Source organism: Methylobacterium sp. Leaf465, from assembly GCF_001424705.1.
Lineage (GTDB): Bacteria > Pseudomonadota > Alphaproteobacteria > Rhizobiales > Beijerinckiaceae > Methylobacterium.
This window is the reverse complement of record NZ_LMRA01000010.1, coordinates 1-23,107: the sequence shown is the minus strand read 5'-3', so window position 1 is coordinate 23,107 and position 23,107 is coordinate 1. Positions and strand designations below refer to the sequence as shown.

General features: G+C 69.7%; 20 protein-coding genes and 2 pseudogenes. 8 read left to right on the top strand and 14 right to left on the bottom strand.

From position 1 onward, the window contains the following. Positions 1-63: 63 nt before the first annotated feature. From ASG51_RS08135 to ASG51_RS08110, 7 genes are all read right to left on the bottom strand, one after another. The gene (locus ASG51_RS08135) at positions 64-936 is read right to left on the bottom strand and encodes an RNA polymerase factor sigma-32 (protein ID WP_055956812.1); all 873 of its coding nucleotides are present in this window, start codon (positions 934-936) and stop codon (positions 64-66) included. Between the two features lie 255 nt (positions 937-1,191). Continuing rightward, positions 1,192-1,782: a CarD family transcriptional regulator gene (locus tag ASG51_RS08130; protein WP_056212152.1), complete on the bottom strand. Its 591-nt coding sequence runs from the start codon at positions 1,780-1,782 to the stop codon at positions 1,192-1,194. Between the two features lie 435 nt (positions 1,783-2,217). After that, positions 2,218-2,556: a ferredoxin FdxA gene (gene fdxA, locus ASG51_RS08125; protein ID WP_056212150.1), complete on the bottom strand. Its 339-nt coding sequence runs from the start codon at positions 2,554-2,556 to the stop codon at positions 2,218-2,220. Between the two features lie 234 nt (positions 2,557-2,790). Then, entirely contained in the window at positions 2,791-3,066 is a 276-nt protein-coding gene (locus ASG51_RS08120) for an RNA-binding S4 domain-containing protein (RefSeq protein ID WP_056380135.1), read from the bottom strand. Positions 3,067-3,072: 6 nt separating this feature from the next. Beyond that, positions 3,073-6,483 (bottom strand): helicase-related protein, encoded by a 3,411-nt coding sequence (locus tag ASG51_RS08115; protein WP_056380132.1) that lies wholly within the window; start codon positions 6,481-6,483, stop codon positions 3,073-3,075. A gap of 66 nt (positions 6,484-6,549) precedes the next feature. Beyond that, positions 6,550-6,846, bottom strand: coding sequence for a hypothetical protein (locus ASG51_RS24960; RefSeq protein WP_082513929.1), 297 nt, complete (start codon positions 6,844-6,846; stop codon positions 6,550-6,552). A gap of 47 nt (positions 6,847-6,893) precedes the next feature. Continuing rightward, complete coding sequence (locus ASG51_RS08110; protein ID WP_056380130.1) at positions 6,894-7,811, bottom strand: DUF3108 domain-containing protein; 918 nt, start codon at positions 7,809-7,811, stop codon at positions 6,894-6,896. A gap of 317 nt (positions 7,812-8,128) precedes the next feature. On the opposite strand from ASG51_RS08110, the gene rpmB reads away from it, so the two are divergent. The 4 genes from rpmB to ASG51_RS08090 all read left to right on the top strand — a co-directional run bounded on the left by rpmB (position 8,129) and on the right by ASG51_RS08090 (position 10,620). After that, positions 8,129-8,434, top strand: a complete 306-nt coding sequence (gene rpmB / locus ASG51_RS08105; protein WP_055956796.1) for a 50S ribosomal protein L28 — start codon at positions 8,129-8,131, stop codon at positions 8,432-8,434. A 136-nt stretch (positions 8,435-8,570) separates the two neighbouring features. Beyond that, positions 8,571-9,500, top strand: a complete 930-nt coding sequence (locus ASG51_RS08100; protein ID WP_056355219.1) for an AEC family transporter — start codon at positions 8,571-8,573, stop codon at positions 9,498-9,500. A gap of 72 nt (positions 9,501-9,572) precedes the next feature. Continuing rightward, positions 9,573-10,046 carry a nuclear transport factor 2 family protein gene (locus tag ASG51_RS08095; protein ID WP_056380201.1) on the top strand — a complete coding sequence of 158 codons (474 nt, stop codon included), beginning with the start codon at positions 9,573-9,575 and terminating at the stop codon, positions 10,044-10,046. A gap of 10 nt (positions 10,047-10,056) precedes the next feature. Beyond that, positions 10,057-10,620: a TetR/AcrR family transcriptional regulator gene (locus ASG51_RS08090; protein ID WP_056380129.1), complete on the top strand. Its 564-nt coding sequence runs from the start codon at positions 10,057-10,059 to the stop codon at positions 10,618-10,620. Between the two features lie 36 nt (positions 10,621-10,656). Here the strand turns inward: ASG51_RS08090 and ASG51_RS08085 are convergent, their stop codons facing one another. After that, positions 10,657-11,835, bottom strand: coding sequence for a PQQ-dependent sugar dehydrogenase (locus tag ASG51_RS08085; RefSeq protein WP_244480097.1), 1,179 nt, complete (start codon positions 11,833-11,835; stop codon positions 10,657-10,659). A 436-nt stretch (positions 11,836-12,271) separates the two neighbouring features. On the opposite strand from ASG51_RS08085, the gene trxA reads away from it, so the two are divergent. After that, on the top strand, positions 12,272-12,592 hold the full coding sequence (gene trxA / locus ASG51_RS08080; protein ID WP_055956782.1) for a thioredoxin: 321 nt from the start codon (positions 12,272-12,274) through the stop codon (positions 12,590-12,592). 198 nt (positions 12,593-12,790) lie between these two features. Here the strand turns inward: trxA and ASG51_RS23985 are convergent. From ASG51_RS23985 to trpA, 5 genes and pseudogenes are all read right to left on the bottom strand, one after another. After that, positions 12,791-13,345: pseudogene (locus tag ASG51_RS23985) on the bottom strand (porin family protein); the annotation flags it as partial. A gap of 7 nt (positions 13,346-13,352) precedes the next feature. Then, positions 13,353-13,742 (bottom strand): annotated as a pseudogene (locus ASG51_RS23980) (porin family protein); the annotation flags it as partial. Between the two features lie 130 nt (positions 13,743-13,872). Next, on the bottom strand, positions 13,873-15,198 hold the full coding sequence (locus tag ASG51_RS08070; RefSeq protein WP_056278431.1) for a folylpolyglutamate synthase/dihydrofolate synthase family protein: 1,326 nt from the start codon (positions 15,196-15,198) through the stop codon (positions 13,873-13,875). Positions 15,199-15,243: 45 nt separating this feature from the next. Continuing rightward, positions 15,244-16,152 (bottom strand): acetyl-CoA carboxylase, carboxyltransferase subunit beta, encoded by a 909-nt coding sequence (gene accD, locus ASG51_RS08065; protein ID WP_056355317.1) that lies wholly within the window; start codon positions 16,150-16,152, stop codon positions 15,244-15,246. Between the two features lie 62 nt (positions 16,153-16,214). Further along, positions 16,215-17,072 carry a tryptophan synthase subunit alpha gene (trpA, locus tag ASG51_RS08060; protein ID WP_056380125.1) on the bottom strand — a complete coding sequence of 286 codons (858 nt, stop codon included), beginning with the start codon at positions 17,070-17,072 and terminating at the stop codon, positions 16,215-16,217. Between the two features lie 221 nt (positions 17,073-17,293). Between trpA and ASG51_RS08055 the strand changes: the two genes are divergently transcribed. From ASG51_RS08055 to gluQRS, 3 genes are read left to right on the top strand one after another with little or no spacing between them, the layout of a single operon-like run. Beyond that, positions 17,294-19,384 (top strand): ATP-binding protein, encoded by a 2,091-nt coding sequence (locus ASG51_RS08055; RefSeq protein WP_056380123.1) that lies wholly within the window; start codon positions 17,294-17,296, stop codon positions 19,382-19,384. 38 nt (positions 19,385-19,422) lie between these two features. Next, complete coding sequence (locus ASG51_RS08050) at positions 19,423-19,704, top strand: hypothetical protein (RefSeq protein ID WP_056219807.1); 282 nt, start codon at positions 19,423-19,425, stop codon at positions 19,702-19,704. A gap of 22 nt (positions 19,705-19,726) precedes the next feature. Next, on the top strand, positions 19,727-20,638 hold the full coding sequence (gene gluQRS / locus ASG51_RS08045) for a tRNA glutamyl-Q(34) synthetase GluQRS (protein WP_056380199.1): 912 nt from the start codon (positions 19,727-19,729) through the stop codon (positions 20,636-20,638). A 57-nt stretch (positions 20,639-20,695) separates the two neighbouring features. On the opposite strand, the gene ASG51_RS08040 is transcribed toward gluQRS, so the two are convergent. Continuing rightward, a complete protein-coding gene (locus ASG51_RS08040) occupies positions 20,696-22,636 on the bottom strand; it encodes a M23 family metallopeptidase (protein WP_244480096.1) in 1,941 nt (646 codons plus the stop codon). Positions 22,637-23,107 lie beyond the last annotated feature (471 nt).

Here is a 23,107-nt window from a genome sequence, read left to right as displayed (position 1 = left end):
GCTGGTCCGCGCAACCCGCGAAAGCCCACGTTTCGCGGGGCTTCGCGAAGCGCCGACAACGTCTCAAGCGTAGACGTTGCCACCGGTCTGGGGAAAGCGCTCGGCCAGGGCGCGTCGCAACTTCTCAAGAGCGCGATTCTCGATCTGCCGGACCCGCTCCTTCGAGATGCCGAGCCGATGACCAAGGGCCTCGAGGGTCGCTTGGTCCTCTGCGAGACGGCGCTCCTTGAGGATGCGCAGCTCGCGTTCGGACAGAACAGTCAGGGCCTCGTTCAGCCAGATCAAACGGCGCTCGCCGTCCACCGTCGCGGAGACCGTCTCATCCGGAAGCGCGGCTCCGTCGACGAGGAAGTCCATGCGCTCGGAGGAGGCTTCGCTCTCCTCGCCAACCGGCGCGTTCAGGGACATGTCGGGGCCCGAGAGCCGGGCGTCCATCAGGGCCACGTCCTCCCGGGACACGCCGATGGCCGTCGCGATGCGTCGGTGGATCTCGTCGCCGACATGCTCTTCGGTCGACTGCATCAGGCGGGCGCGCAGGCGACGCAGATTGAAGAACAGCGCCTTCTGGGCGGAACTCGTGCCACCACGAACGATGGACCAGTTGCGGAGGATGTAGTCCTGGATCGAGGCCCGAATCCACCACGTGGCGTAGGTGGAGAAGCGAACTTCGCGCTCGGGCTCGAAGCGGGCCGCCGCCTCCATCAGGCCCACATGGCCCTCTTGGACGAGGTCGGCCATGGGAAGGCCGTAGTGCCGAAAGCGCCCGGCGATCGCGATGACGAGACGCATGTGCGCCGAGATCAGCCCATGCAGGGCTCGCTCGTCGCGCTCGTCCTTCCAACGGACGGCGAGACCCCGTTCCTCATCCCGCGCAAGGAAGGGCGCCTCCATCGCCGTGCGTATGAACTGCCGCCGTATCCCTGCGATGTCCGCCATTCCCGCCTCCGCCTCGATGAAACGTGTGCTTCTGACCACAAGTCGACGTCGCCGATGGTAATCGGGCAGAGGACCTGTGCCTGGCAACGCGACAACCCGAGGTCGCCGGGATGGTTCCGCAGGCGGCTTGCTTCACACGGTCTCGTGAGCGTGCGACGCGTCGCCGTCTCGACCATGAAAAAAGCCCGGCGCGTGCGCGCCGGGCTTCGGGAAACGGGGTGTCCCGGACTGCGTCCGGGATGATGGGTCTGGTGGTCAGGCCGCCTCTTCCTGCAGGTCGTCGCCCTCGGCTTCGCCTTCCGCCTCGGCCTCGCCCTTGGCGCGGCGCGGGGACTTGGCAAGGCTCTGCTCGATGAGCTTCAGGGCCTCGGTCTCGGTGATGCGGTTCACCGACGAGATCTCGCGCACGACCCGGTCGAGGGCCGACTCATAGAGCTGACGCTCGCTGTAGGACTGCTCGGGCTGAGCCTCGGAGCGATAGAGGTCGCGCACCACTTCGGTGACCGAGAGGAGGTCGCCAGAGTTGATCTTGGCCTCGTATTCCTGGGCGCGACGCGACCACATGGTCCGCTTGACCCGGGCGCGGCCGGTGAGGAGATCCAGGGCTTTCTTCACGAGATCCGGCTCGGCGAGCTTGCGCATGCCGACGCTGTTGGCCTTGGCGGTGGGGACGCGCAGGACCATCTTGTCCTTCTCGAAGGACACAACGAACAGCTCAAGTTTATAGCCGGCGATCTCTTGCTCCTCGATGGCGGTGATGCGACCGACACCATGGGCTGGGTACACGACCGCTTCGCCGGTCTTGAAGCCTTGGCGGCCTGCCGTCGTCTTCTTGGCTGTGGTCATGCGAGAAGCGCCTCCAGAACATTGCGCGGCCTTGAACGCCGCGCCGAACCCTGTAATCCGGGGTGGGTCACCCGGCTTCAGCCCCTTATCCGAAGGATCTGCATCAGTGACGCACAGCCGCCGGTTCCCGGGCACGCCGATGATCGCGCAACGAGAGAGCGTTCGCCGAAAGCACCTGAGCCTTCAGCGATCGATCGCATGCGACCCCAGTCCACAGCTGAGTGTGAGACCCATCAAGTGATGGCTGGAGGCAGCACGTCGGGCACGAACGACGGCAGGCATTTGTCATAACACAAACCAGCCGACGAATCAAAGGATTGCCGGCGCTAGGCCATGGGATGGGCGACCGCGGGCCAACCCTCCACAGCCTCTTCGTGAACGCTCCCTCAGGTGCGCGTCGTCCATGACGGAACGCACCGAACCCCCGCGCGGCGATCAGTCGCCGGTGCCGGGATTGGCCGAGAAATGCGCCTCGAATTTGCCGGCAACGCCGTCCCAGGTCTTGGCGTCCGCCGGAGCGTCCTTCTTCTGCGTGATGTTCGGCCAGGTCCGCGCGTAGTCCGCGTTCACCTTCAGCCAGGTCTCGAGCTTCGGCTCGGTGTCGGGCTTGATCGCCTCAGCGGGGCATTCCGGTTCGCAGACGCCGCAATCGATGCACTCGTCGGGGTGGATGACGAGCATGTTCTCGCCTTCGTAGAAGCAGTCCACCGGACAGACCTCGACGCAGTCCATGTACTTGCACTTGATGCAGTTGTCGGTGACGACGTAGGTCATGGGGCCTTCAGTCCTTGATCCGGGCATCGCCGGGAGCGTCCCGATGCCGATGCATGGTCGCTCGCGCAGATCGTTGCACGGATGCCTTAATGCGGGGTGGCGGTGATGCGGGGTCGCATGGGCAAGATGGAGTCGCGCTGGCTCTAGACCCTGTCCGAGGGGCTGACAAGCGCGTCGGCGGGCCTGCTGCACCACCGTGTCTCCGGTGTCGCGCGGGCGACACGGGCGGGCGGCCTATTCGAGGTCGCTCCCCACGATCCTATAGAGCTGCTGGGCCTCCGGCGCCGGGCCGCGCCGCTCGCCGAGATCCAGGATCCGGGCGATCACCGTGGCGTGCGCCGCGGCGACCGTCACCACATCGCCGAGGGCGACGGCGGTGGCGGACGCATCGACCCGCTTTCCATTCACCCGGACATAGCCATCGGTGACGAGGCGTGCCGCGAGTGATCGGGTTCGCGCGAAGCGCGCGAACCACAGCCATTTGTCGAGCCGCTGACGTCCCGGCTTCATTCCACCTCAACGCTTGCGGTCGGTCCCGGCCTCGAGCTGCGCCTTCAGGGCGGCGAGTTTGGCGAACGGCGAATCCGGATCCGGAGCCCGCTCGCGCCGCTGCGGACGCGGCTCGTCGCGGGGCGCCGCCCGTGATTCGTCTCGACGCTCGGGTCGCGTGCGGCCCGGCTCGAAGCGCTCGCGGCGCTGCGGCCGCCCCCCATCCGGACGCCCCTCGCCGGGGCCGCCGCGGCGTCCCCCCTCAGGCCGATCCCCAGGCGGGCCACTGCGCGGACGGTCGCGGCCCTCGCCACTTCCACCGCCCGGACGGCGATGGTCGGGGCGCGCTTCGCCCGCGGCGCGGTTCGGGGCGCCGCCGTCGCGGCTCTGGCCACGCGGACGATTCTGACGCGGGTTGGCATGGCGCTGGTGACGCTGAAGCCGCCAGACTTCGACGGTCGCGATCTCGGCCGCGGAAACGTCGGACGGCGTCTCGCCGTCAGCCGTCTCGGCCCGAGCCTCCGCGGAGGCGTCCTCAGGCTGGGCGAAGTCGGCGTTCTCCGGCGGATGTTCCGTCGCCTCGGCGACAGCCGCGGCGTCGGCGACGGGCTGTGCCGCAGCGTCTTCGGCAGATTCGGCGGCCGCGTCGGCCGCATCGTCCCGCGGCGGGCTGTCCTGAGACGAGGTCTCCTGGGCCGGGCTGGCCACGGCGGCCTCTTCGGGAGCGTCGGCGGCAACGGAATCCTCGGTCGAGCCGGGAGCGATCTCGGGCTCGGCAATCTCGGCCGATGCCGCGCTCTCGCCGGCCGGAGTCGTGTCGGTCCCACTCTCGGGCGCCATCTCGCCCGCGGCCTCGGCCGAAGCATTCTCGTCGGCTGCCGTCTCGGGGCCGATAGGGTCCGTGCTGGCGGTCGCGGCGGAAGGAACGATGGGCTGGGTCGCCGCCGCCGGGAGCAGCGGCACGGTGATCGCCGGGCCTGGACGGGTCTCGGGTGCGTAGCCGAGGGATTTGAGGATCGAGGCGAAATCCTCGCCGGAGCAGCCGACCAGGGAGGTCATGCCCACCGTCGCCACGAAGGCGTCGCCGTCGGCTGCGCCCATCGGGGCGTCGCCCGGCGTTGTGCCGGGGCGGTAGGCGATGGCCGGCCGGATCAGGTCGGCGAGGCGCTCGAGGATGTCCACGCGCACGGCGCGCTCGCCGCAGACCCGGAAGCCGGCTGCGCGGTACAGGCCCTTGGCGATCTCGGGATCGACCTTGATCGAAGTCCGGCCGGAGCTCGCCAGATGGGCGATCTCGTCGAGGCCGCGCTGGTCGAGGCCGCCGTTCTTCAGGGCCCAGAGCTGGGCCGCCAGGGTCCGGGGCGCCGGCTTGAGCAGGGCCGGCAGGAAGATGTGGTAGGCGCCGAAGCGGACGCCGTGGCGGCGCAAGGCTCCGCGTCCGTCCTGGTCGAGGGTGCGCATTTCTTGCATCACCTTGGCACGCTCCAGCACGCCCAGGGACTCCACCACCTGGAAGCCGATGCCCTTGGCGAGACCGGTGAGGTCCGCTGCGGTCTCGATCTCCATCAGCGGGCCGAGGAGGCGCACCACGGTGGCCTTGAGCCAGGCGACGAGCCGGGCTTCGACTATGTCGCGGGCCGGGCCGGTCAGCTGCTCGTCGGCGAGCAGGCGGACATGCGGCTCGAACAGCTTGTCGCCCGGCGTCAGCTTGGCCACCGGATCGCCGGTCCAGCGAATGACGCCGTCGTGGCTCAGCACGAGGGAGGCGTCCGCGGCCGACGAGAACCGCTCGGCGCGGGCCTCGATCTCGCCGCCGAGCGCCTTCTCGGCCGCGCTGCGCAGAGTCTTGGCCTCATGTCCTTCCGCACCGGGATCCGGAACGAACTGGAAGCCATGCAGATGGCCGACATGCTGGCCCTCGACGGTGACGTCCCCGCCGGCGGTGATCTCAGCTTCCAACATCGTATTCTCTCTCAGGCGCCGCATCAGGACGCTGGTGCGCCGATCGACGAAACGGCTCGCAAGGCGCTCGTGCAGGGCGTCAGACAGCCTGTCCTCTACCCGACGCGTCTCGCCCTGCCAATGCACTGGATCAACGAGCCAATCCGGACGGTTCGCCACGAAGGTCCATGTCCGCCCCTGCGCGATGCGCTGGGACAGCGCGTCGATGTCGCCGTCGGTGCGGTCGATCATGGCGACGTGCTTGGCGAACCAGTCGTCGGGGATGCGCCCCGCCATGCCGCGCATGAGGAAGCGGAACAGCTGGGCGACGAGGTCGGCATGGGTCTGCGGATGCACCTTCCGGTAGTCCGGGACGCCGCAGACGTCCCAGAGCCGGCGCACGTTGGCGGGGCTGTTGGCGAGGTCGCGGATGTCGTCCTCGCGCATCAGGATCTCGAGGGCCGACTGGTCCTCGCCCATGGGCGCGCGGGTGAGACCTTTCTCGCGCGGGTGCTCGTCCAGGCTTTCCTGCAGCGCCTTCAGGGAGGAGAAGTCGAGGTCGGGATTGCGCCATTGCAGGACGCGCAGGGGCTCGAAGTCGTGGGTCTCCAGCGCCTCGATCATCTCGGGCTCGAAGGGCGCACACCGGCCGGTCGAGCCGAAGGTGCCGTCCGAGAGGTGGCGCCCGGCGCGGCCGGCGATCTGTCCCATCTCGGGCGGGGTCAGCTTGCGGAAGCGGGTGCCGTCGTATTTCCAGTTCGCCGCGAACGCGACGTGGTCCACGTCGAGGTTGAGGCCCATGCCGACCGCGTCGGTGGCGATGAGGTAGTCGACGTCGCCGGACTGATAGAGCTCCACCTGCGCGTTGCGGGTCCGCGGCGAGAGCGCGCCGAGCACCACCGCTGCGCCGCCGCGCTGGCGCCGGATCAGCTCCGCGATGGCGTAGACCTCCTCGGCTGAGAAGGCGACGATGGCCGAGCGGCGGGGCAGTCGGCCGAGCTTCTTCTCGCCCGCGAAGGTGAGCTGCGACAGGCGCGGTCGCGTTGTCGTGTGGACGCCGGGGATCAACGACTGCACCAGCGGCAGCATCGTCGACGATCCGATGAGCAGGGTCTCCTCCCGCCCGCGCTGGTGCAGCAGGCGGTCGGTGAAGACATGGCCCCGGTCCATGTCGGCGGCGAGTTGGATCTCGTCGATCGCCACGAAGGCGACGTCGAGGTCGCGCGGCATCGCCTCGATGGTGGAGATCCAGTAGCGCGGTCGGTCCGGCTTGATCTTCTCCTCGCCGGTGACGAGGGCGACCTTGTCGACCCCCACCTTGGCGACGACCCGCAGGTAGACCTCCCGCGCGAGCAGCCTGAGGGGCAGGCCGATCATGCCGGTCGGATGGGCGAGCATGCGCTCGATAGCCAGATGAGTCTTGCCGGTATTGGTCGGCCCGAGCACCGCCGTGACGCCGCGTGCGCGGGCCTGCGGGGAGAGGGAGGGGCGGATCATGAGGTGGGGGCGGTCCCTTCGGCGAGGCCGGCAGGCTCAGGAACGGGGGAGACCGCCGCGGCGCCGTCAGGGTCGGCGCTGCCGTGGCGGCAGCGCCTCATATGGGTCGCCATCGCCCCGCCTGCCATCCCGTGGCGGCATGCCGGGTGTACCGAGACTCGGGTAGCCTCCGATCTCGACGGGGGGCTGGCCCCCCTGCGGTGCGACATCGGCGCAGAGGGTGTCGGGCACCGCCGTGAGGGGGCCGCGCCGGGGCGGGCGGTTCTCGATCACCTGGGCCGACGAATAAGCATCGCCGCCGCAATCCGGGCCCGTGGACAGGCTCGCCTGCGCCAAGGCCCCGCCGCCCGTCAGGACAAGCAGCGCGACCAGCGCGCAGGGCCGGTCGATTCGCGATTCGGCGCGCCGTCTCACTGGGCCAGGCTGGCCTGCGTGACGGGAGTGCCCGGCGCCGACGCCGTGGTGCTACCCTGCTGTCCGCCGGTCTGCGTCCAGCGCGTCGCCTCAATGATGTTGGTGCCGACGGTGGTTCGGACCGCGATGCGCACGGGCAGGAGCACGCGGGTGCCCTCGACCGGCGCGAGCCAGACCGACATCTCGCGGTTGTCCTCCATGAATTTCACGCCCGGCCGATCCGGACGGTGGCCGGCGATGGGCGTGTAGCGCGCGTTGCAGACCAGGACGGGACCATTGTAGCCGGGCTTGGCGACGCTGCGGGTCTCGCCGTAGCTCAGCACGACGTCGAACCGGGTCGCACCGTCGAAGATCGGCAGGGTCCGGTTGCAGTTGGCCGGGTCCATCGGGTCAGCGCGCCCCTGCACGGGCATCATCAGGGCGCTCGCCGGATCGATGACGCCGCGCTTGTTGGCGGGGGTGATCGGAACCCGGTCGCCCATGTCGATGAGGGGCGGGGTGATCTCCGCCTGGGTGACGGTGCCACGGGCGAGCGCCATGCGCACGGCGATTCCGGAATTCGTGGTCTTGGTGGCGATCGCGAAGGTATTGGGCTGCGGCGCCGCCGCGATGGCGCCGCTGGCGCGGGCCGAGCCCATGCCGCCCGTAACCACGCCGGCGAGGCCCGTGAGGCGCGCCGAGACGTCCATCCGGTAGCCGGACCCCTCGAAGGCGCCGGCCACCTGGGCGGTCCCGATGGTGAGGCCGGCCAGAGCGATGTCGTAGTCCACGGTGACGGCGGCGGCCGTCCTGGAGGCCGACCGGCCGGCCTTGGAGCGGGCTTCCGCCGCCGGGGCGGCGAGCAGGGCCGCGAGCGTCAGCAGGCTGGCGCCGAGGAGGGAGAGCGGGGCGGGGCGCTTGCGGGTGCCGCACATGGCTGGGGACTCGGGGTTGGCTGTCGGTCTCCGGTCGAACGGCCCGGAGACATCTCGCCGGCATCGTCCGTCTTCATGGTTAACACATCGTTGGGCGCGGAACAGCCAGGCTTGCACGCCGCGGGCCGCCGGTCCGCGAAACGGCGTGAAAGATCGCCTCGGACCTTGACGCCAAGGGGCACAGTCCCCTATAGGCTCGCGCCTTCAACGAGAACGCCGCTCCACCGGGCCTGGCGTGCGAGAAGCCGTTTGCCGCGACGCGGTTCTGGTTTCCCGCCAGCCTGTCGGACATGCGGAACGAGACGGGAAATAGAACAATGTCGCGCCGTTGCGAACTCACGGGCAAAGCCGTGCAGACCGGCCACCTCGTGAGCCACTCGAACCGCAAGACCAAGTGCCGGTTCCTGCCGAACCTGTGCCAGGTCACGCTGCAGTCGGACGCGCTCAAGCGCCGGGTGCGCCTGCGCGTCACCGCTCACGCCCTGCGCTCGGTCGAGCACCGTGGCGGTCTCGACGCCTTCCTGATCAAGGCCCGCGAGATCGAGCTGTCGCAGACAGCCCGCCTCCTCAAGCGCGAGCTGCACAAGAAGCTCGCCGAAGTCGAGACCCCCGCCGCCGCCTGAGGCTTCGGCGGGATCGAATCACTCCGGCGCGCACCGCCGGCGGTCCCCCACAACGCCTCCGTCCAGGTTCCCGAACGGTCGCCGCACGCTCAGCGCGTACGGCGACCGTTCGCGTTGGAGCACCGGCTCGCCTTCGATGACCATCCTGTCGCTCGTCGCCCCGATCTTCGGGCTGATCCTGATCGGCTGGATCGCGGCCCTGGCCGGCTTCCTGTCCGACAAGGTCAGCGACGGCCTGTCGGAATACGTCTTTTCGATTGCCGTTCCGGCCCTCATCCTCTCTACGCTGACGCGCCCGGGCCTGACCGGCGAGATCACGCCGTCCTACTGGGTCAGCTACTTCGGTGGCGCCGGGCTGTCCTGGTTGGTCGGCTCCCTCCTCAGCCTGCGCCGCAAGGGCGTGGAGCGGCGCGGCGCGATCCTGCACGGCTTCGCCTCCAGCCAGTCGAACACCGTCTTCATCGGCGTACCCATGATCCTCCAGGCCTATGGCGAGGAGGGGGCTTTCCCACTCTTCATGCTGCTGGCAGTGCACCTGCCCCTCATGATGGGCTGCGCGACCTTCCTGATCGAGGCGGACGGGCAGGCCTCGATCCTGAGGCGCCTGCGCGGTCTCGCCCTGGTTCTCCTGCGCAATCCGATCTTCCTGGCGCTCATCGCCGGACTCGCCCTCAAGGGGCTCGGGCTCGCCCCCACCGGCATGGTCAAGTCCCTTGTCGACGCCCTGGCGGGGACAGCCTCGACCTGCGCGCTCATCGCCCTCGGAGCCGGGCTCGTGCGCTACCGGGTCCTACACGACCTGCCCAGCGCCATGGTCATCACCGGGCTGAAGCTCGTGATCCATCCCCTCGCGGTCTGGGTGCTGGCCTTCCATGTCTTCACCATGCCGCCGGCCTATGCCGGCGTGGCGACTTTGTTCGCGGCCATGCCCGTGGGGATCAACGCCTATCTGCTGGCCTCGCGCTATAAGACCGAGACCGGCGTGGTCGCCGCCGCCGTGATGCTCTCGACCCTGCTGGCGATCGTCACGACCATCGTCTGGCTCACGATCCTCGGACACGCTTGACGATTCGTGCAGGCGTTTGTACCGATCGGTACAGATGCCGAGGCGTCGATCATGGACGAGGGAGATGCCGTCATGTCCGAAGCGCGTCCGCCGCTGCCGCCCTTCACCCGGGAAACCGCAATCCAGAAGGTGCGTGCCGCCGAGAACGGCTGGAACGGCTGCGACCCCGAGAAGGTCGCGCTCGCCTACACGCCGGACAGCCGCTGGCGGAACCGGGCGGAGTTCTTTTCCGGTCGCCCCGCCATCGTCGCCTTTCTCCAGCGCAAGTGGGCGCGCGAACTGGATTATCGCCTGATCAAGGAAATCTGGGCTCACGGCGGCGATCGGATCGCGGTGCGGTTCGCTTACGAATTCCGCGATGCGTCCGGGCAATGGTTCCGCGCCTACGGCAACGAGAACTGGGCCTTCGACGCGAACGGCTTGATGCGCGACCGCCATGCCAGCATCAACGATCTCGCAATCCCCGAATGCGAGCGCAAGTTCCGGTGGGACCGCTCCGCGCCGCGTCCGGAGGATCACCCGGGCCTGACAGAGCTTGGTCTCTAGGGATCTCGGCATGGGACAGGGGGAGGGCGCCCGGGCGGCCGCGATCCCGGTCCTCGCCGAGGTGTTCCGGGAGCGCGGCTACGAGGGCGCCAGCCTTGCGCTTCTCGGGGCACGCACCGGTCTCGGTAAGGGGAGCCTCTATCACGCCTTCCCGGGGGGGAAGGCGGAGATGGCGGAGGCCGTGCTCGCGGCGATCGAGGCATGGTTCGAGACCCGGATCTACGCGCCGCTGCGCGAAGAAGCCGATCCGCGTGCGGCGATCACCCGGATGCTGTCGGAAACCGACACCTATTTTCTCTCCGGCGGCCGGGCCTGCCTCGTCGGGGCCGTCGCCCTGACGGGGGGACGGGATCGGTTCGCCGCGCGCATCGCCGGATACTTCGCGGCCTGGCGCGATGCCCTGGCCGCTGCGTTGCGGCGGAGCGGACACGGCCCGGAGGCGGCGGCCGACCTCGCCGAGGAGGCCATCGCGGCGATCCAAGGAGGGCTTGTCCTGGCGCGCGCCCTGGACGAGCCCGCGGCTTTCGGGCGGACCCTGGAGCGGGTGCGGTTCCGCCTGATCCCGTCACCTTGAGGCCGGCGGCCATGCCGCCGGGCTGAGATGGGGGGCTCAGCTGCCGGGAGTCAGCTTCAGGATCTTGCCGTCCGCTCCCTCGGTGACGGCGTAGACCGCACCCTTGCTGCCGACCCGGACATCCCGAATGCGGGCCTGCAGGGGAATACGCTCTTCGGTCACGACCTTGTCGCCGTCGAGCTTCACCACGACGAGGCCCTCGCTGACGAGGCCACCGATGAGGAAGGCATCCTTCCAGTCCGGGAAGGCGTCACCGGTATAGAGGGCCATCCCCGAGGGCCCGATCACCGGATCCCAGTAATAGACCGGTTGCGCGGTCCCGCCTGCCTGGGTCCTGCCCTCGCCGATCTTCTCGCCGCTGTATTCCAGGCCGTAGGTGACCTCGGGCCAGCCGTAATTCACGCCCGGGCGAGGCCGGTTGAGCTCGTCGCCGCCCTTCGGGCCATGCTCGGCGGTCCAGAGCCGGCCCTGCGGGTCGAGGGCGGCCGCCTGGACGTTCCGATGTCCATAGGACCAGATCTCGGGCTTGGCCTTCTCGCCGCCCGAGAACGGGTTGTCCTTGGGCGCATTCCCGTCGGTGTCGATGCGGAACACCTTGCCGAGCCCGCTGGTGAGATCCTGCGCCTGGACACGGGTGGCCTTGTCGGAGCGCTCGCCCACCGTGACGAACAGCTTGCCGTCGGGCGCGAACACGAGGCGCGAGCCGAAATGCTTGTCGCCGTCATAGCTCGGCATCTGCCGGAAGATCACCTTGACCTCGTCGAGACGGGCGACGCCGTTCTCCTCGATCAGCTTGGCGCGAAGCACGCTGGTGCCGTTGCCCTTCTCACGCGGCTCCGAATAGCTGAGATAGATCCGCCGGTCGGCCGGGAAGCTCGGGCTGAGGGCGACGTCCAGCAGACCGCCCTGACCCCGCGCGTCGACCTTCGGCACCCCCGGAATCGCCGGACCGGGCGTGCCGTCCTTGGCGACGATCCGCAGCTTGCCAGCCTTCTCGGTCACGAGCATCCGGCCGTCCGGTAGGAACTCCATCGCCCAGGGGCTGTCGAGGCCCTTGGCCACCACCTCGGTCTTCACCTTGGTGGCGACCTCGGGCTTCGGGGCCCGGGTCTGGTTTGGCAGGAGGGGTTTGTAAGGCGCGTTCGGTACTTCCGTCTCCGCCGGGCTGTTGCCGGTCGCCGGGCTGGTGGGTGCCGCAAAGGCATCGCCGCCCACCCGGGGCTGCCTGGGTTCGGTCCCTGCCGGCTCCTGCCCATGGACGGCTGTGCCGAGGCTGAGGAGGGCTGCGGTGGCGAGCAGGCGATACGGGGTGCGCTTCACGTCGGATGTTCCTCCATGCCGGTCCCGGGACCGGCTTCGGATCGAGCCCCGTCGGCGGGCCGATCGGCCCGCCGGGGCAGAGACGAGAGGGACATGGGGCGACGGACACGCTTTGACGAGGGTTGGGACGGTGCGGATCGCTTGGGCGTGGGCTGGCGTGGGGGCCGTGGACAATCCCCGTTCCGGATGGAGGTCAGCCCTGCTTACGGTGCGGGATGCCTTGACCGTTCCCCGCGCCATCGCCAAGTCTGGTCGACAGCGCACAGTCTCGCGGCGCGATGACGGCGAAGAGGTGGGTCCGCAGGCGCGGAACCGGAAAGGAAGTTTCCCCATGGCGACGGTGAAAGTGACCGACGCGAGCTTCGAGCAGGACGTTCTCCAGTCCGCGGAGCCGGTCGTAGTGGATTTCTGGGCCGAGTGGTGCGGCCCCTGCCGCCAGATCGGCCCGGCTCTTGAGGAGATCTCGGCGGATCTCCAGGGCAAAGTGAAGATCGCGAAGGTCAACGTCGACGAGAACCCGGGAATCGCCGCCCAGTACGGCATCCGCTCGATCCCGACACTGCTGATCTTCAAGGACGGCCAGCTCGCGAGCCAGAAGGTCGGCGCAGCACCGAAGGGCGATCTGTCCCGCTGGATCCAGGCCAGCGCCTGAGCCCTTGGCTCGCCTGGTCGCCGACTCGGCGGCTGCGGCGTGGTCCTGAAATGCAAAGGGCCCGGCGCGAAGCCGGGCTTTTTCGTTTCGCGGGCGGGAGTCCCGCATCCGCGCGAGCGCCTCACAGGGTGAAGCCCCAAACGAAAGAAGCCCGGCCTTGCGGCCGGGCTTCTCCGTCTCGAGACCCGAAGTGTCGGCTTAGTACGAGCCGAACTTGTAGTTCAGGCCGGCGCGGACGACGGCGAACTCGGTGTCGCGCACCTGGCGGCCGCTGCTGACGAGCACGACGCCCGGGCTGGTGACGCTGACTTCCTGGCCGGCGTTGTTGACGGCGAAGACACCGTTGTTGCGGTTGCCCTGGTCGAGGTTCACGTACAGACCTTCGATCTTCAGCGTCACGGCCGAAGAGCGGAAGAAGTTCAGGAACGAGTCGGTGGGCCCGCCGCCGGCAGCCCAGCCGGTCTGGAAGTCGTCACGGCTGCGGTTGGTCAGACCGAAGTCGCGACCGCCGCCCGAACCGTAGGCGAAGCCGCCGGTGCCGTAGAACAGGACGCGGTCGAAGGCGTAGCCGAGGCGACCGCGGACGGTGCCGAAGTAGTCGAGGCCCGAGATGCCGGCCGGGTTGAAGACCTGCTGGGCGGCCAGCGGGCCGGTGGCCGAGAAGCGGTTCCGCTCACGACCGAAGTCGACGTACTGGGCGTCGGCCTCGACACCGATCACGACACCGGAGCCCGGGGTGAACTGGTAGTTGTAGAGCCGAGAAGCGGTTCCGCTCACGACCGAAGTCGACGTACTGGGCGTCGGCCTCGACACCGATCACGACACCGGAGCCCGGGGTGAACTGGTAGTTGTAGCCGATCTGACCGCCGCCGACGAAGCCGTCGTTGCTCTGGCCGTTCTGGAAGGCGACGACAGCGGTGGTGCCCGGCAGGACCAGGGTGCTGGCGCCGTTCAGGCCGATGACGGTCGGCTGGTTGTTGCTGGAGGCGTCGAAGCCGTAACCAGCGTTGAAACCGGCGTAGAAGCCGGTCCAGGTGAACACCGGCACCGGCACGAACACCGGGGGCGCCGCGCGACGCGGAAGGTCAGCGGCCGAAGCGGCCGCGGTGAGGGCCGTGAAGGCCGCGAAAGACGTAAGAAGCTTTTTCATTATTTGATCCCCAGCGATATGCCCGATCGAGGGAGAACCTACTGCAGTTTCCACAGCCAAGATGTAGCGCCAGGGTCACACAGCAGAGCTGACGTGGTCGTGAGCGAACCCCGGGAAAAGTTAAGGAAAATCAGGTGGGAGGCGTCCCGTTCGCGGTCAGCACAGCGCCCACCAAGTAGAGCGAACCGCAGATCAGGATGCGTGGCGGCTGCTCGAACGCGATATCGGCCAGGCTCTCCAGGGCGGCCTCGACACTCGGCGCGGACTGCGCGTTCAGGCCGACCTCCGCCGCGATGCTCGCCACCTCGTCGGCGGGTCTGGCCGCCATCTGGCCGGCGATCGGAACCGCCACGAGCACCCGTGCCAGACCGATGAAATTGCGCAGGAACCCCTCCGCGTCCTTGGTGCCCAGCAACCCGACGATGAGAACCAGCGGCACGTCGGAGCGCTCGCCGAGATCCGCCATGGCGGCGGCGAGGATGCGCCCGCCGTCGATGTTGTGGCCGCCGTCGAGCCAGAGCTCGGCGCCCGGTGGCACGAGCTCGGACAGGCGTCCCCGGTTCAGCCGCTGCAGGCGTCCGGGCCACTCGACGGAGTTCAGGCCGGCCTCGATGGCGGCGGTGCCGATATCGCCGAAGCCGGCCGCGCGTAGGGCGGCGATCGCCGTGCCCGCATTGGTGAACTGGTGCCGGCCGTTCAGGCGCGGCTTCGGCAGGTCGAACAGGTCGAGATCGTCCTGGTAGACGAGTCGCCCACGCTCGGCATGGACCGAGAAATCCTGGTTGCCGACCCGGATCGGCGTGGCCCCGGCGGCCTCGGCGAGGCGGCAGAGCACGGAATCGGCCTCGGCGTAGTCCTGCGCGGCGATGATCGCCGGGCAGCCCTTCTTGAAGATTCCGGCCTTCTCCGTGGCCACGGCCTCGACGGTGTCGCCGAGGTACTCCGCATGGTCGCGCCCGATCGGCGTGACCACCGCGGCCGCGGGACTGTCGATCACGTTCGTCGCGTCCACCCGGCCGCCGAGGCCGACCTCCAGGAGGAGCACGTCCGCGGGCTGCTCGGAGAACAGCAGCAGGGCGGCCGCCGTGGTGATCTCGAACACCGTGATCGGCTCGCCCTCGTTGGCGGCCTCGCAGCGCGCGAAGGCATCGGCGAGCTGGTCCTCGGGCACGAAGTGGCCGCCGCCGATCGCGCCGATGCGGATGCGCTCGTGAAAGCGCACGAGGTGGGGCGAGGTGTAGACGTGGGCCGCCAGCCCCGCCGCCTCGAGAATCGCCCGCATGAAGGCGATGGTCGAGCCCTTCCCGTTGGTGCCGGCGACGTGAATCACCGGCGGAAGCTTGCGCTCGGGATGTCCAAGCCGGGCAAGCAGGCGCTCGATCCGCCCGAGCGACAGGTCGATCGTGCGCGGGTGGAGGGCGAGGAAGCGCGCCATCAGCGCGTCGGAGGAATCCATGATCGAACGTCGTGTCGCGAAGGGAAGGGAGCGGGGTGTGGCGCCTCAGACGGGCTCAGGGACCGGCGTGGCCGTCCGGGCCGGCTGCGCTCCGGGCTCCTGGTTCATGAGGAGACCGCACAGGTTGGCGATCGTGTCCTTCAGGGCGTGCCGGTGCACGACCTGATCGACCATGCCGTGGTCGCGCAGGTATTCCGCGCGCTGGAACCCATCGGGCAGCTTCTCGCGGATCGTCTGCTCGATGACGCGGGGGCCGGCAAAGCAGATCAGCGCACCGGGCTCCGCCAGATGGACGTCGCCCAGCATCGCGTAGGACGCGGTGACGCCGCCGGTGGTTGGATTGGTGAGCACCACGATGTAGGGCAGCTTGGCGGCATTGAGCCGGCGCACCGCCACGGTGGTGCGGGGCATCTGCATCAGCGATAGGATGCCCTCCTGCATGCGCGCGCCGCCCGAGGCGGAGAACAGGACGAAGGGGGTACGCTTGTCGAGGGCGGTCTCGGCGCCGCGCACGAAGGCCTCGCCTGCCGCCATGCCGAGCGACCCGGCCATGAAGGCGAAGTCCTGCACCGCCAGCGTCATCGGCAGGCCGGAGACCCGGCCGAAGCCGACCTTGAAGGCGTCGGTCATCCCGGTCTTGGCCCGAGCGTCCTTCAGGCGGTCGACGTAGCGCTTCTCGTCGCGGAACTTGAGCGGGTCCGCGGCGACCTCCGGCAGGGGCACGTCGATCCAGGTGCCCTCGTCGAACATCATCTTGAGGCGCGCCTGGGCGCTCATCTTGAGGTGGTGCTCCGAGCCCGGGATGACCCAATGGTTGCTCTCCACCTCCTTGTGGAAGACCATCTGGCCCGTGTCGGGACATTTGACCCAGAGGTTCTCCGGGGTCTCGCGCTTGAACAAGGTCTTGATCTTGGGGCGAACGACCTCCGAGATCCAGTTCATCGGTTCAACCATCATGCGACGGCGTCCTTGTGCGGGCTCGAAGCGAGCGAGCCGGAAGCTCTCTGTAAATTGCGTCAGGCGCGGGGCGAGGAGCGAACGCCCTCGGCCAGCTCGCGGACCAGGGCGCTGACGGCCTCGACCGTCCCGCCCTTCGACGCGCCCTTTTCGTCGAGGGTCGCCCGCATGGCATCGACCAGGGCCGAGCCGACCACCACCCCGTCGGCGCCGCGGGCGATCGCGGCGGCATCCGCGCCGGTGCGCACGCCGAAGCCCACGACGATGGGCAGGTCGGTGTGGCGCCGGATACGGCCCACGGCTTCCGCGACCCGGTCGAAGTTCGGCTTCGCCGTACCGGTGATGCCGGTGATCGAGACGTAGTAGACGAAGCCCGCCGTGTTCGCGAGAACGGCCGGGAGGCGCTTCTCGTCGGTGGTCGGCGTGGCGAGCCGGATGAAGGCGAGGCCCTTCTCCAGCGTCGGAAGGCAGAGCTCGTCGTCTTCCTCCGGCGGAAGGTCGACGATGATCAGGCCGTCGATGCCGGCCGCCAGGGCATCGTCGAGGAAACGCGCGACGCCGTAGGCATGGATGGGGTTGTAGTATCCCATCAGGATCACTGGCGTCTCGGTATTCCCCGCGCGGAAGCGCCGGACGAGGTCGAGGGTCCGTACCACACCCTGCCCGTGCTTGAGCGCGCGCAGGCCGGCCGCCTGGATCGCCGGGCCGTCGGCCATGGGATCGGTGAAGGGCAGGCCGAACTCGACGATGTCGGCCCCCGCGGCCGGGAGGGCCTGCAGGACCTTCAGGGAGGTCTCGGCATCCGGGTCGCCGGCCATGACGTAGGTCACCAGGGCCGCCCGCTTCTCGGCGCAGCAGCGCGCGAAGGCGGCGGCGATCCGCGCCTGACCGGGATTTGCCGAACTCGTAGCCGTCATGACACTCACGTCTCGCGTTCCTCGGAGCCGCCGGGAGCGCGGCCCGGGATCAAGCCGCCGCGCCTACACCATCGCGACCGGCCCGTGAAGCGTACGGCGCGTCGCGTCAATCCCGAAGGGGGCCGGCAACGAACCTTTAACAGCCTTTCGAAAGCCGGCCTTCAACCTCGGGCGGCATGGTCGGCCCCCGGTGGGGTCCCGACCCGCCAGGGGCTGGCTGCATGACTCTGCCGGACATCGTCCTTGTCCTTCTCCCGTCCGGCCTGGCCTTCCTGGCGGGCTGGCTTCTGCGCGCGCGCAGCCATCGGGCTAGAGTTGGCCCCCGGCCGGTCGCGCAAGAGGAGGGACGCACCGAGCATCTCGAGGACCGGATCTGGCGCCTCTCCGAGAACGAGGAGCGCTACCGCGCCTTGGTGCAGGCCACGACGGAGATCATCGTCCAACGGGATTCCCAGGGCCGGATCACTTTCGCCAACGCGGGCTTCGGCCGTCTCGTCGGGGCCGAGCCCCTGTCGCTCCTCGGCACGACCCGCCAGCCGGAGGTGCTGGAGACCGGCGAGATCGTGCGGCAGGCGGACGGCGTCCGCCGGATCGAGATGCGGCTCGCCCCGGCCACGGGGACGCCGCGCTGGTACACTTTCATCGAGATGGCGGTGCCGGGCAGCAACGGCGAGACCCAATGGCTGCGTGCCGGTGCCGACATTACCGAGCGGGTCGAATCCGCCCGCTCCCTGGACGAGGCCCTGACCCGGGCCGAAGCCGCCAACGTGGCGAAGTCGCGCTTCCTCGCCACCGTGAGCCACGAGTTCCGCACGCCGCTGAACGGGATTCTCGGCATGGCCGACCTCGTCCTCGAGACCGGGCTCGATCCGGAGCAGCGCACCTACGTCGAGGCCATCGGCACCTCGGGCAAGGCGTTGCTGACCCTGATCGACGGCATCCTCGATTTCTCACGGATCGAGGCGGGACGCCTCGACCTCGCCGCCGAGCCCTTCGATCCGGCCGAGATCGCCGAGGGCGTTGTGGAGCTGCTCGCGCCCCGCGCCCAGGACAAGGGCATCGAGATCGCCGTGGACGTCGCCGACGACGTCCCGCGCCTCGTGATCGGCGACGCGGACCGGGTCCGGCAGATCCTCGTGAACCTCGCCGGCAACGCCATCAAGTTCACGGGGACCGGTGGCGTCGGGGTGGAACTGACCCACGGGGACGGCCATCTGCGCATCGCCATCTCGGACACGGGTCCGGGCATCCCGCAGGACCGCATCCCGCGCCTGTTCGAGGAGTTCGAGCAGGGCGACGACAGTGCGAGCCGACGGCACGAGGGAACCGGGCTCGGCCTCGCCATCACGCGTCGCCTCGTCACCCGGATGGGTGGCCATGTCGAGGCGACGTCGCGCCTCGGCACGGGCAGCACCTTCACCGTCGCCGTTCCGCTCGATGTCGCCGAGGCGGAACGGGAGCGCCCGCCCGGTTTCGCGGGACGCCGAGTCCTCATCGTGGCGAGCTCGCCGTTCCAGGCGCCCTACCTCGCGCGCCGGCTGACGCGGTCCGGGGCCTCAGCCCGGGTGGTGCCGGACCTCGAGGCGGGACTCGCCGCGCTGCCGGGGGCCGCCTTCGACGCCCTCCTGGCGGATCGGACCCTCGGGGACGCCGCCGTTCGAGCCCTCGCCGGGGAGGCGCGGCGGCACGGCGTGCGCTGCTGCCTGGTGCTGCTCTCCCCCTTCGATCGACGCGACTTCGGTGCGCCGGCCGCGTCCGGTTTCGACAGTTACCTCGTGAAGCCCGTGCGCGCCCGCTCGCTGTTCGATCGTCTGCTCGCGCCGGCCCCCCCGCGGGGCGAGCGGCCGGCGACGCCGAACGAGGCCGCGCACGGGGCCGCCCTTCAGCCAGGATCGGAGGTTCTGCTTGCCCCGATCTCCGGCGGACCGCGCGTGCTCCTGGCCGAGGACAACCCGATCAACGCCCTCCTGGCCACCAAGGCCCTGCAACGCCTCGGGGCGATCGTCGTCCTGGCGCGGGATGGGGAGGAGGCGCTCGCTCGCATCCGCGAAGCCTCCGACGCGGCGCCCTTCGATCTCGCCCTCCTGGACATCCGCATGCCCGGGCTCGACGGGCTCGAGACCGCCCGACGGATTCGCGCCGGCGAGAGCGGGCCGCGCTCTTCCGCACTCCGGCTCATCGCACTCACCGCCAATGCGGGCCGCGACGACGAGCGGGAGGCTCGAGCGGCCGGCTTCGATCATTTTCTCGCCAAGCCCCTGGATCTCCGGGCCCTGCCGGACTTGCTGGCTGGTCGTGCGGCAGCCGCGTGAACGTTGACACGCCGGTCCGCCCGCGCGAACACCGCGCCATGGCCGATGACCGCATATCCGACGCGCCGACGCGCACCCACGACCGCCGCGTCGCCTGGGGCGTGGTCGCCCTCACCGCCGCGACGGTGCTGATCGGGGCCGCCGTGCCGGCGCCGTCGCACCCCAGGGCGAGCGTGGCGCCGAGCGAGGACACGGCCTGTGCCGAGTGGGGCGACGGCTGCCGCGTCTGCCAGCGCGGCGAGGGGGGCATCCATTGCTCCCTGCCGGGGATCGCCTGCGTGGCGAAGGAACAGAGCTGCCTGCGCCGCGTCGGCGGCTGATCGACCGGCGGTCGGGAGGGATCTGTCCGTGAACGCCCCGGTCTTCCGCTTCGCCCCCAGCCCGAACGGCCGCCTGCATCTCGGACACGCCGCCTCCGCCCTCCTGAACGACGCCCTCGCGCGGGGCATCGGCGGCCGCCTGCTGCTGCGGATCGAGGACATCGATCCGGTCCGGTCGCGCCCGGAGCTGATCCAGGGCCTCCGTGAGGACCTCGCCTGGCTCGGCCTGCGGTTCGCGCCCCCCGAGCGCCGACAGTCGGAACATCTCGACGCGTACCGGTACCAGGTCTCCGCGCTGGCCGAGCGCGGTCTGGCCTATCCGTGCTTCTGCTCCCGCGGCGCGATCGCCGCGGTGGTGGAGGCCGACGCCGGCCGCGGCGCGCCGGTGCCCCGCGACCCCGACGGAGCGCCGCTCTATCCGGGCACCTGCCGGGCCCTGTCCGAGAGCGTCGCCGATCGGCGACGCGCCGCTGGCGAGCCGCATACCTGGCGGCTCGACACGGCCCGGGCCCTGGTTGCGTCACCCGGCCCGCACGTGGTGCGGACCTTCGCCGTCGCGGCGGGGGAGGGGAGGGGGCCCGTCCGCCAAATCGGCATCGAGCGGGACGAGGCCGCCGATCCGGCACGGTGGGGGGACCCCGTCATCGCCCGCCGGGATGTGCCGACGAGCTATCACCTCGCCGTCGTGATGGACGATGCCGTGCAGGGCATCACACACGTGGTCCGAGGCGAAGACCTGCGCGCCAGCACCGACCTGCACGCCCTGCTGCAGGCCCTGATCGGGGCGCCGTCACCCCGCTACCATCACCACGCCCTGCTGCGGGACGCTTCGGGCGAGAAGCTCGCGAAATCCCGCGGCTCGCGTTCCCTCGCCGACCTGCGCGCGTCCGGCGAGAGCCCGGCGGGCATACGGGCCCGCCTCGGTTTCGCCTGAGCGGCGGCGATCAGCCCGAGAATGCAGATATGAGGGACGGGACCGTCGGGGCCGGGATCAGCGCATCGCGTCGCGCTGGGCCATGGCGGAGGCCGTGCGCGACTTCTGCATCGTGCCCTCGATCTGCTCGCGCTGGCGGGTGAACTCCGCGAGCATTCGCCCGTCGAGTTCGCGCCCGCGGGGGACGCGGATCTTCATCGGGTCGACGAAGTGCCCGTTGATGATGACCTCGTAGTGGAGGTGGGCACCCGTGGAGAGGCCGGTCGAACCGACATAGCCGATCACCTGGCCCTGGCGCACCTTGGCGCCGGCGGTGATGCCGCGGGCAAAGCGGGACATGTGATTGTAGGTCGTGACGTAGCCGTTGATGTGCTGCAATTCCACTCGGCGGCCATAGCCCGAATCCCAATCCGCCTTCAGCACCGTCGCATTGCCGGCGGCCACGATGGGCGTGCCGATCGGGTTCGCCCAGTCGACGCCGGTATGCAGCTTCGCGTAGCCGAGCACGGGGTGGCGCCGATAGCCGAAGCCCGAGCGCATGATGCCGTCGGCGATGGGCTTGCGGATGAGGAACTTCTTGAGCGACCGACCCTGCTCGTCGAGGTAGTCGATCGTCCCGTCGTCGGGGGACTGGAAGCGGAAGACCTTGCGCATCTCGCCACCCAGATTGAGCGAGGCGTAGAGCAGTTCCGGCCGTTCGGTGGAGCCCTGCGCCCCCTCGTCGTCGAAGGTATAGAAGACGTCGAGGCTGTCGCCCTGCGAGATCCGGCGCTGAAAATCGACGTCGTAGCCGAAGATCTTGACCAGGTCGTCCACGGCACCGCGGGGCAGGTCGTGCCGGGCTGCCGTCTCGTAGAGGCTCTGATACAGGCGCGGACCCGTGCCGCCGTCCTCCTCGCCGTCCTCGGAAGCGTCCGCCACCGCCGGCGCCGCCCGCGAGGGGGCGTCCTCGGTCGGCGGTGCGACGGAAACGAAGGTGCCGCGATCATTGATCGCCGCGATCCCCTCGATGCCGCTCTCGCCGTAGAGCACCACGCGGGTCACCTGACGCGGATCGCCGGGCCGTGGCCCGGGTGCGACCTGGACCCGGAACTGCTGGCCCTCGGAAAGGTCGGCCGTGCGCGTGCGCCCGCCGAGGGCGGCCACGATGCCGCGAATCTGGTCGTCGCCGGTTCGGGCCGTGTTCTTGAGGGCGGCCTCCAGCGTCTCGCCGCGCTTGAGGGCGAGGTCGCGCTCCTCGACGAGGGGCGGCTCGGAGCCGGCGCCGCTCTTGGCTAGGCTGGTGACGTTCTCCGGCACCACCAGGACGTCGATGGACTTGAAGGGCGAGCCCTCGTCGCCGAGGCGTGCGGCCGGATCGAAGCGCGACGCCGCCATACCCTGCTGCAGGGTCCGCGACAGCATGATCTGGGGCGCGATCGGGATCGCGGCCCGGCGGCCCGCCTCGGCCGAGAGGCGCCGCTCCTCCTCGATCTGCGCCGCCACGTCGTCGTCGGAGAGGGCCGGGGCGCCGGGCTCGACGTCGATCCCGGCGAGATCGCGCTTGATCACCGAGACCTCGGCGCCCGGTGCATCCGCCAGGCCCGACTCGGGCGCGCGTTCCAGGGGCTCGTCCGTGCTGAGCTTCATCGGATCGAAGCGCGGCATCTCGGTCGCGAAGACGCCCGTCGTCATCGAGAGCGCGGTCGAGACGCGCATGAAGGGCCGCACCTTGATGATCTCGCGGTCGCCGAGCCGTACCGTCACGGGCGAGCGGAAGCTCTGCTTGGCCGAGGCGATCATCAGGTTCCGGACCAGCCGGTCGCTCTTGCGGGCCACGTTGGCGGTGCCGTCGCTGAGGGCGGGCCGAACGGCGTTCGAGGCTCGCTCGGGGATCGCCGCGAAGGAGACCTCGCTCTGCAAGGAGACGTGGATCGCCGCGCCGATCAGCGCCGCGCCCGTCAGGCCGGTGAGCGCGCTGGCGCAGAGCCAGCGCAGATTGACGTCGCGCCGGTCGATCCGCGCGGCGTCGGGACCGAGGAGGTCGAGGGCCGGAAGGCTGCCGTTCGGCGACCGTCCCGGGGCGCGCGCCTCCGTTGGGCCGTCCCGCTCCCCGATCTTCAGACGGCCGCGCTTCACTCTGGCATTCCTGTTCTGTGTATCGGCGACGCGGAGTCCCCGCGTAGGGCGCTGCGAAGCGACCGGCGACGGATGTCGTGGCCCAGCATGTCGAGATTGAGGCACGCTTCGGCGCGCCCGTCACCGGAGGAGGGGAGGGGCGCCGTGACACCCACGGGGAAGTTTTTTCGTTTCCGGCAGTTGACGGGTCTGGGAGTGATCCGTATACCCCGGTTCATCGGCGGGCGGCCAACGGGGTTGGCGGCTTGCTTTTGCATCTCCTGACGATTGGCGGGGTTTGGGCCATAGGAATGTGGCGTCTTTCGAGCCGCAAACGCCGGAATGTGGCGTCTTTCGAGCCGCAAACGCCGG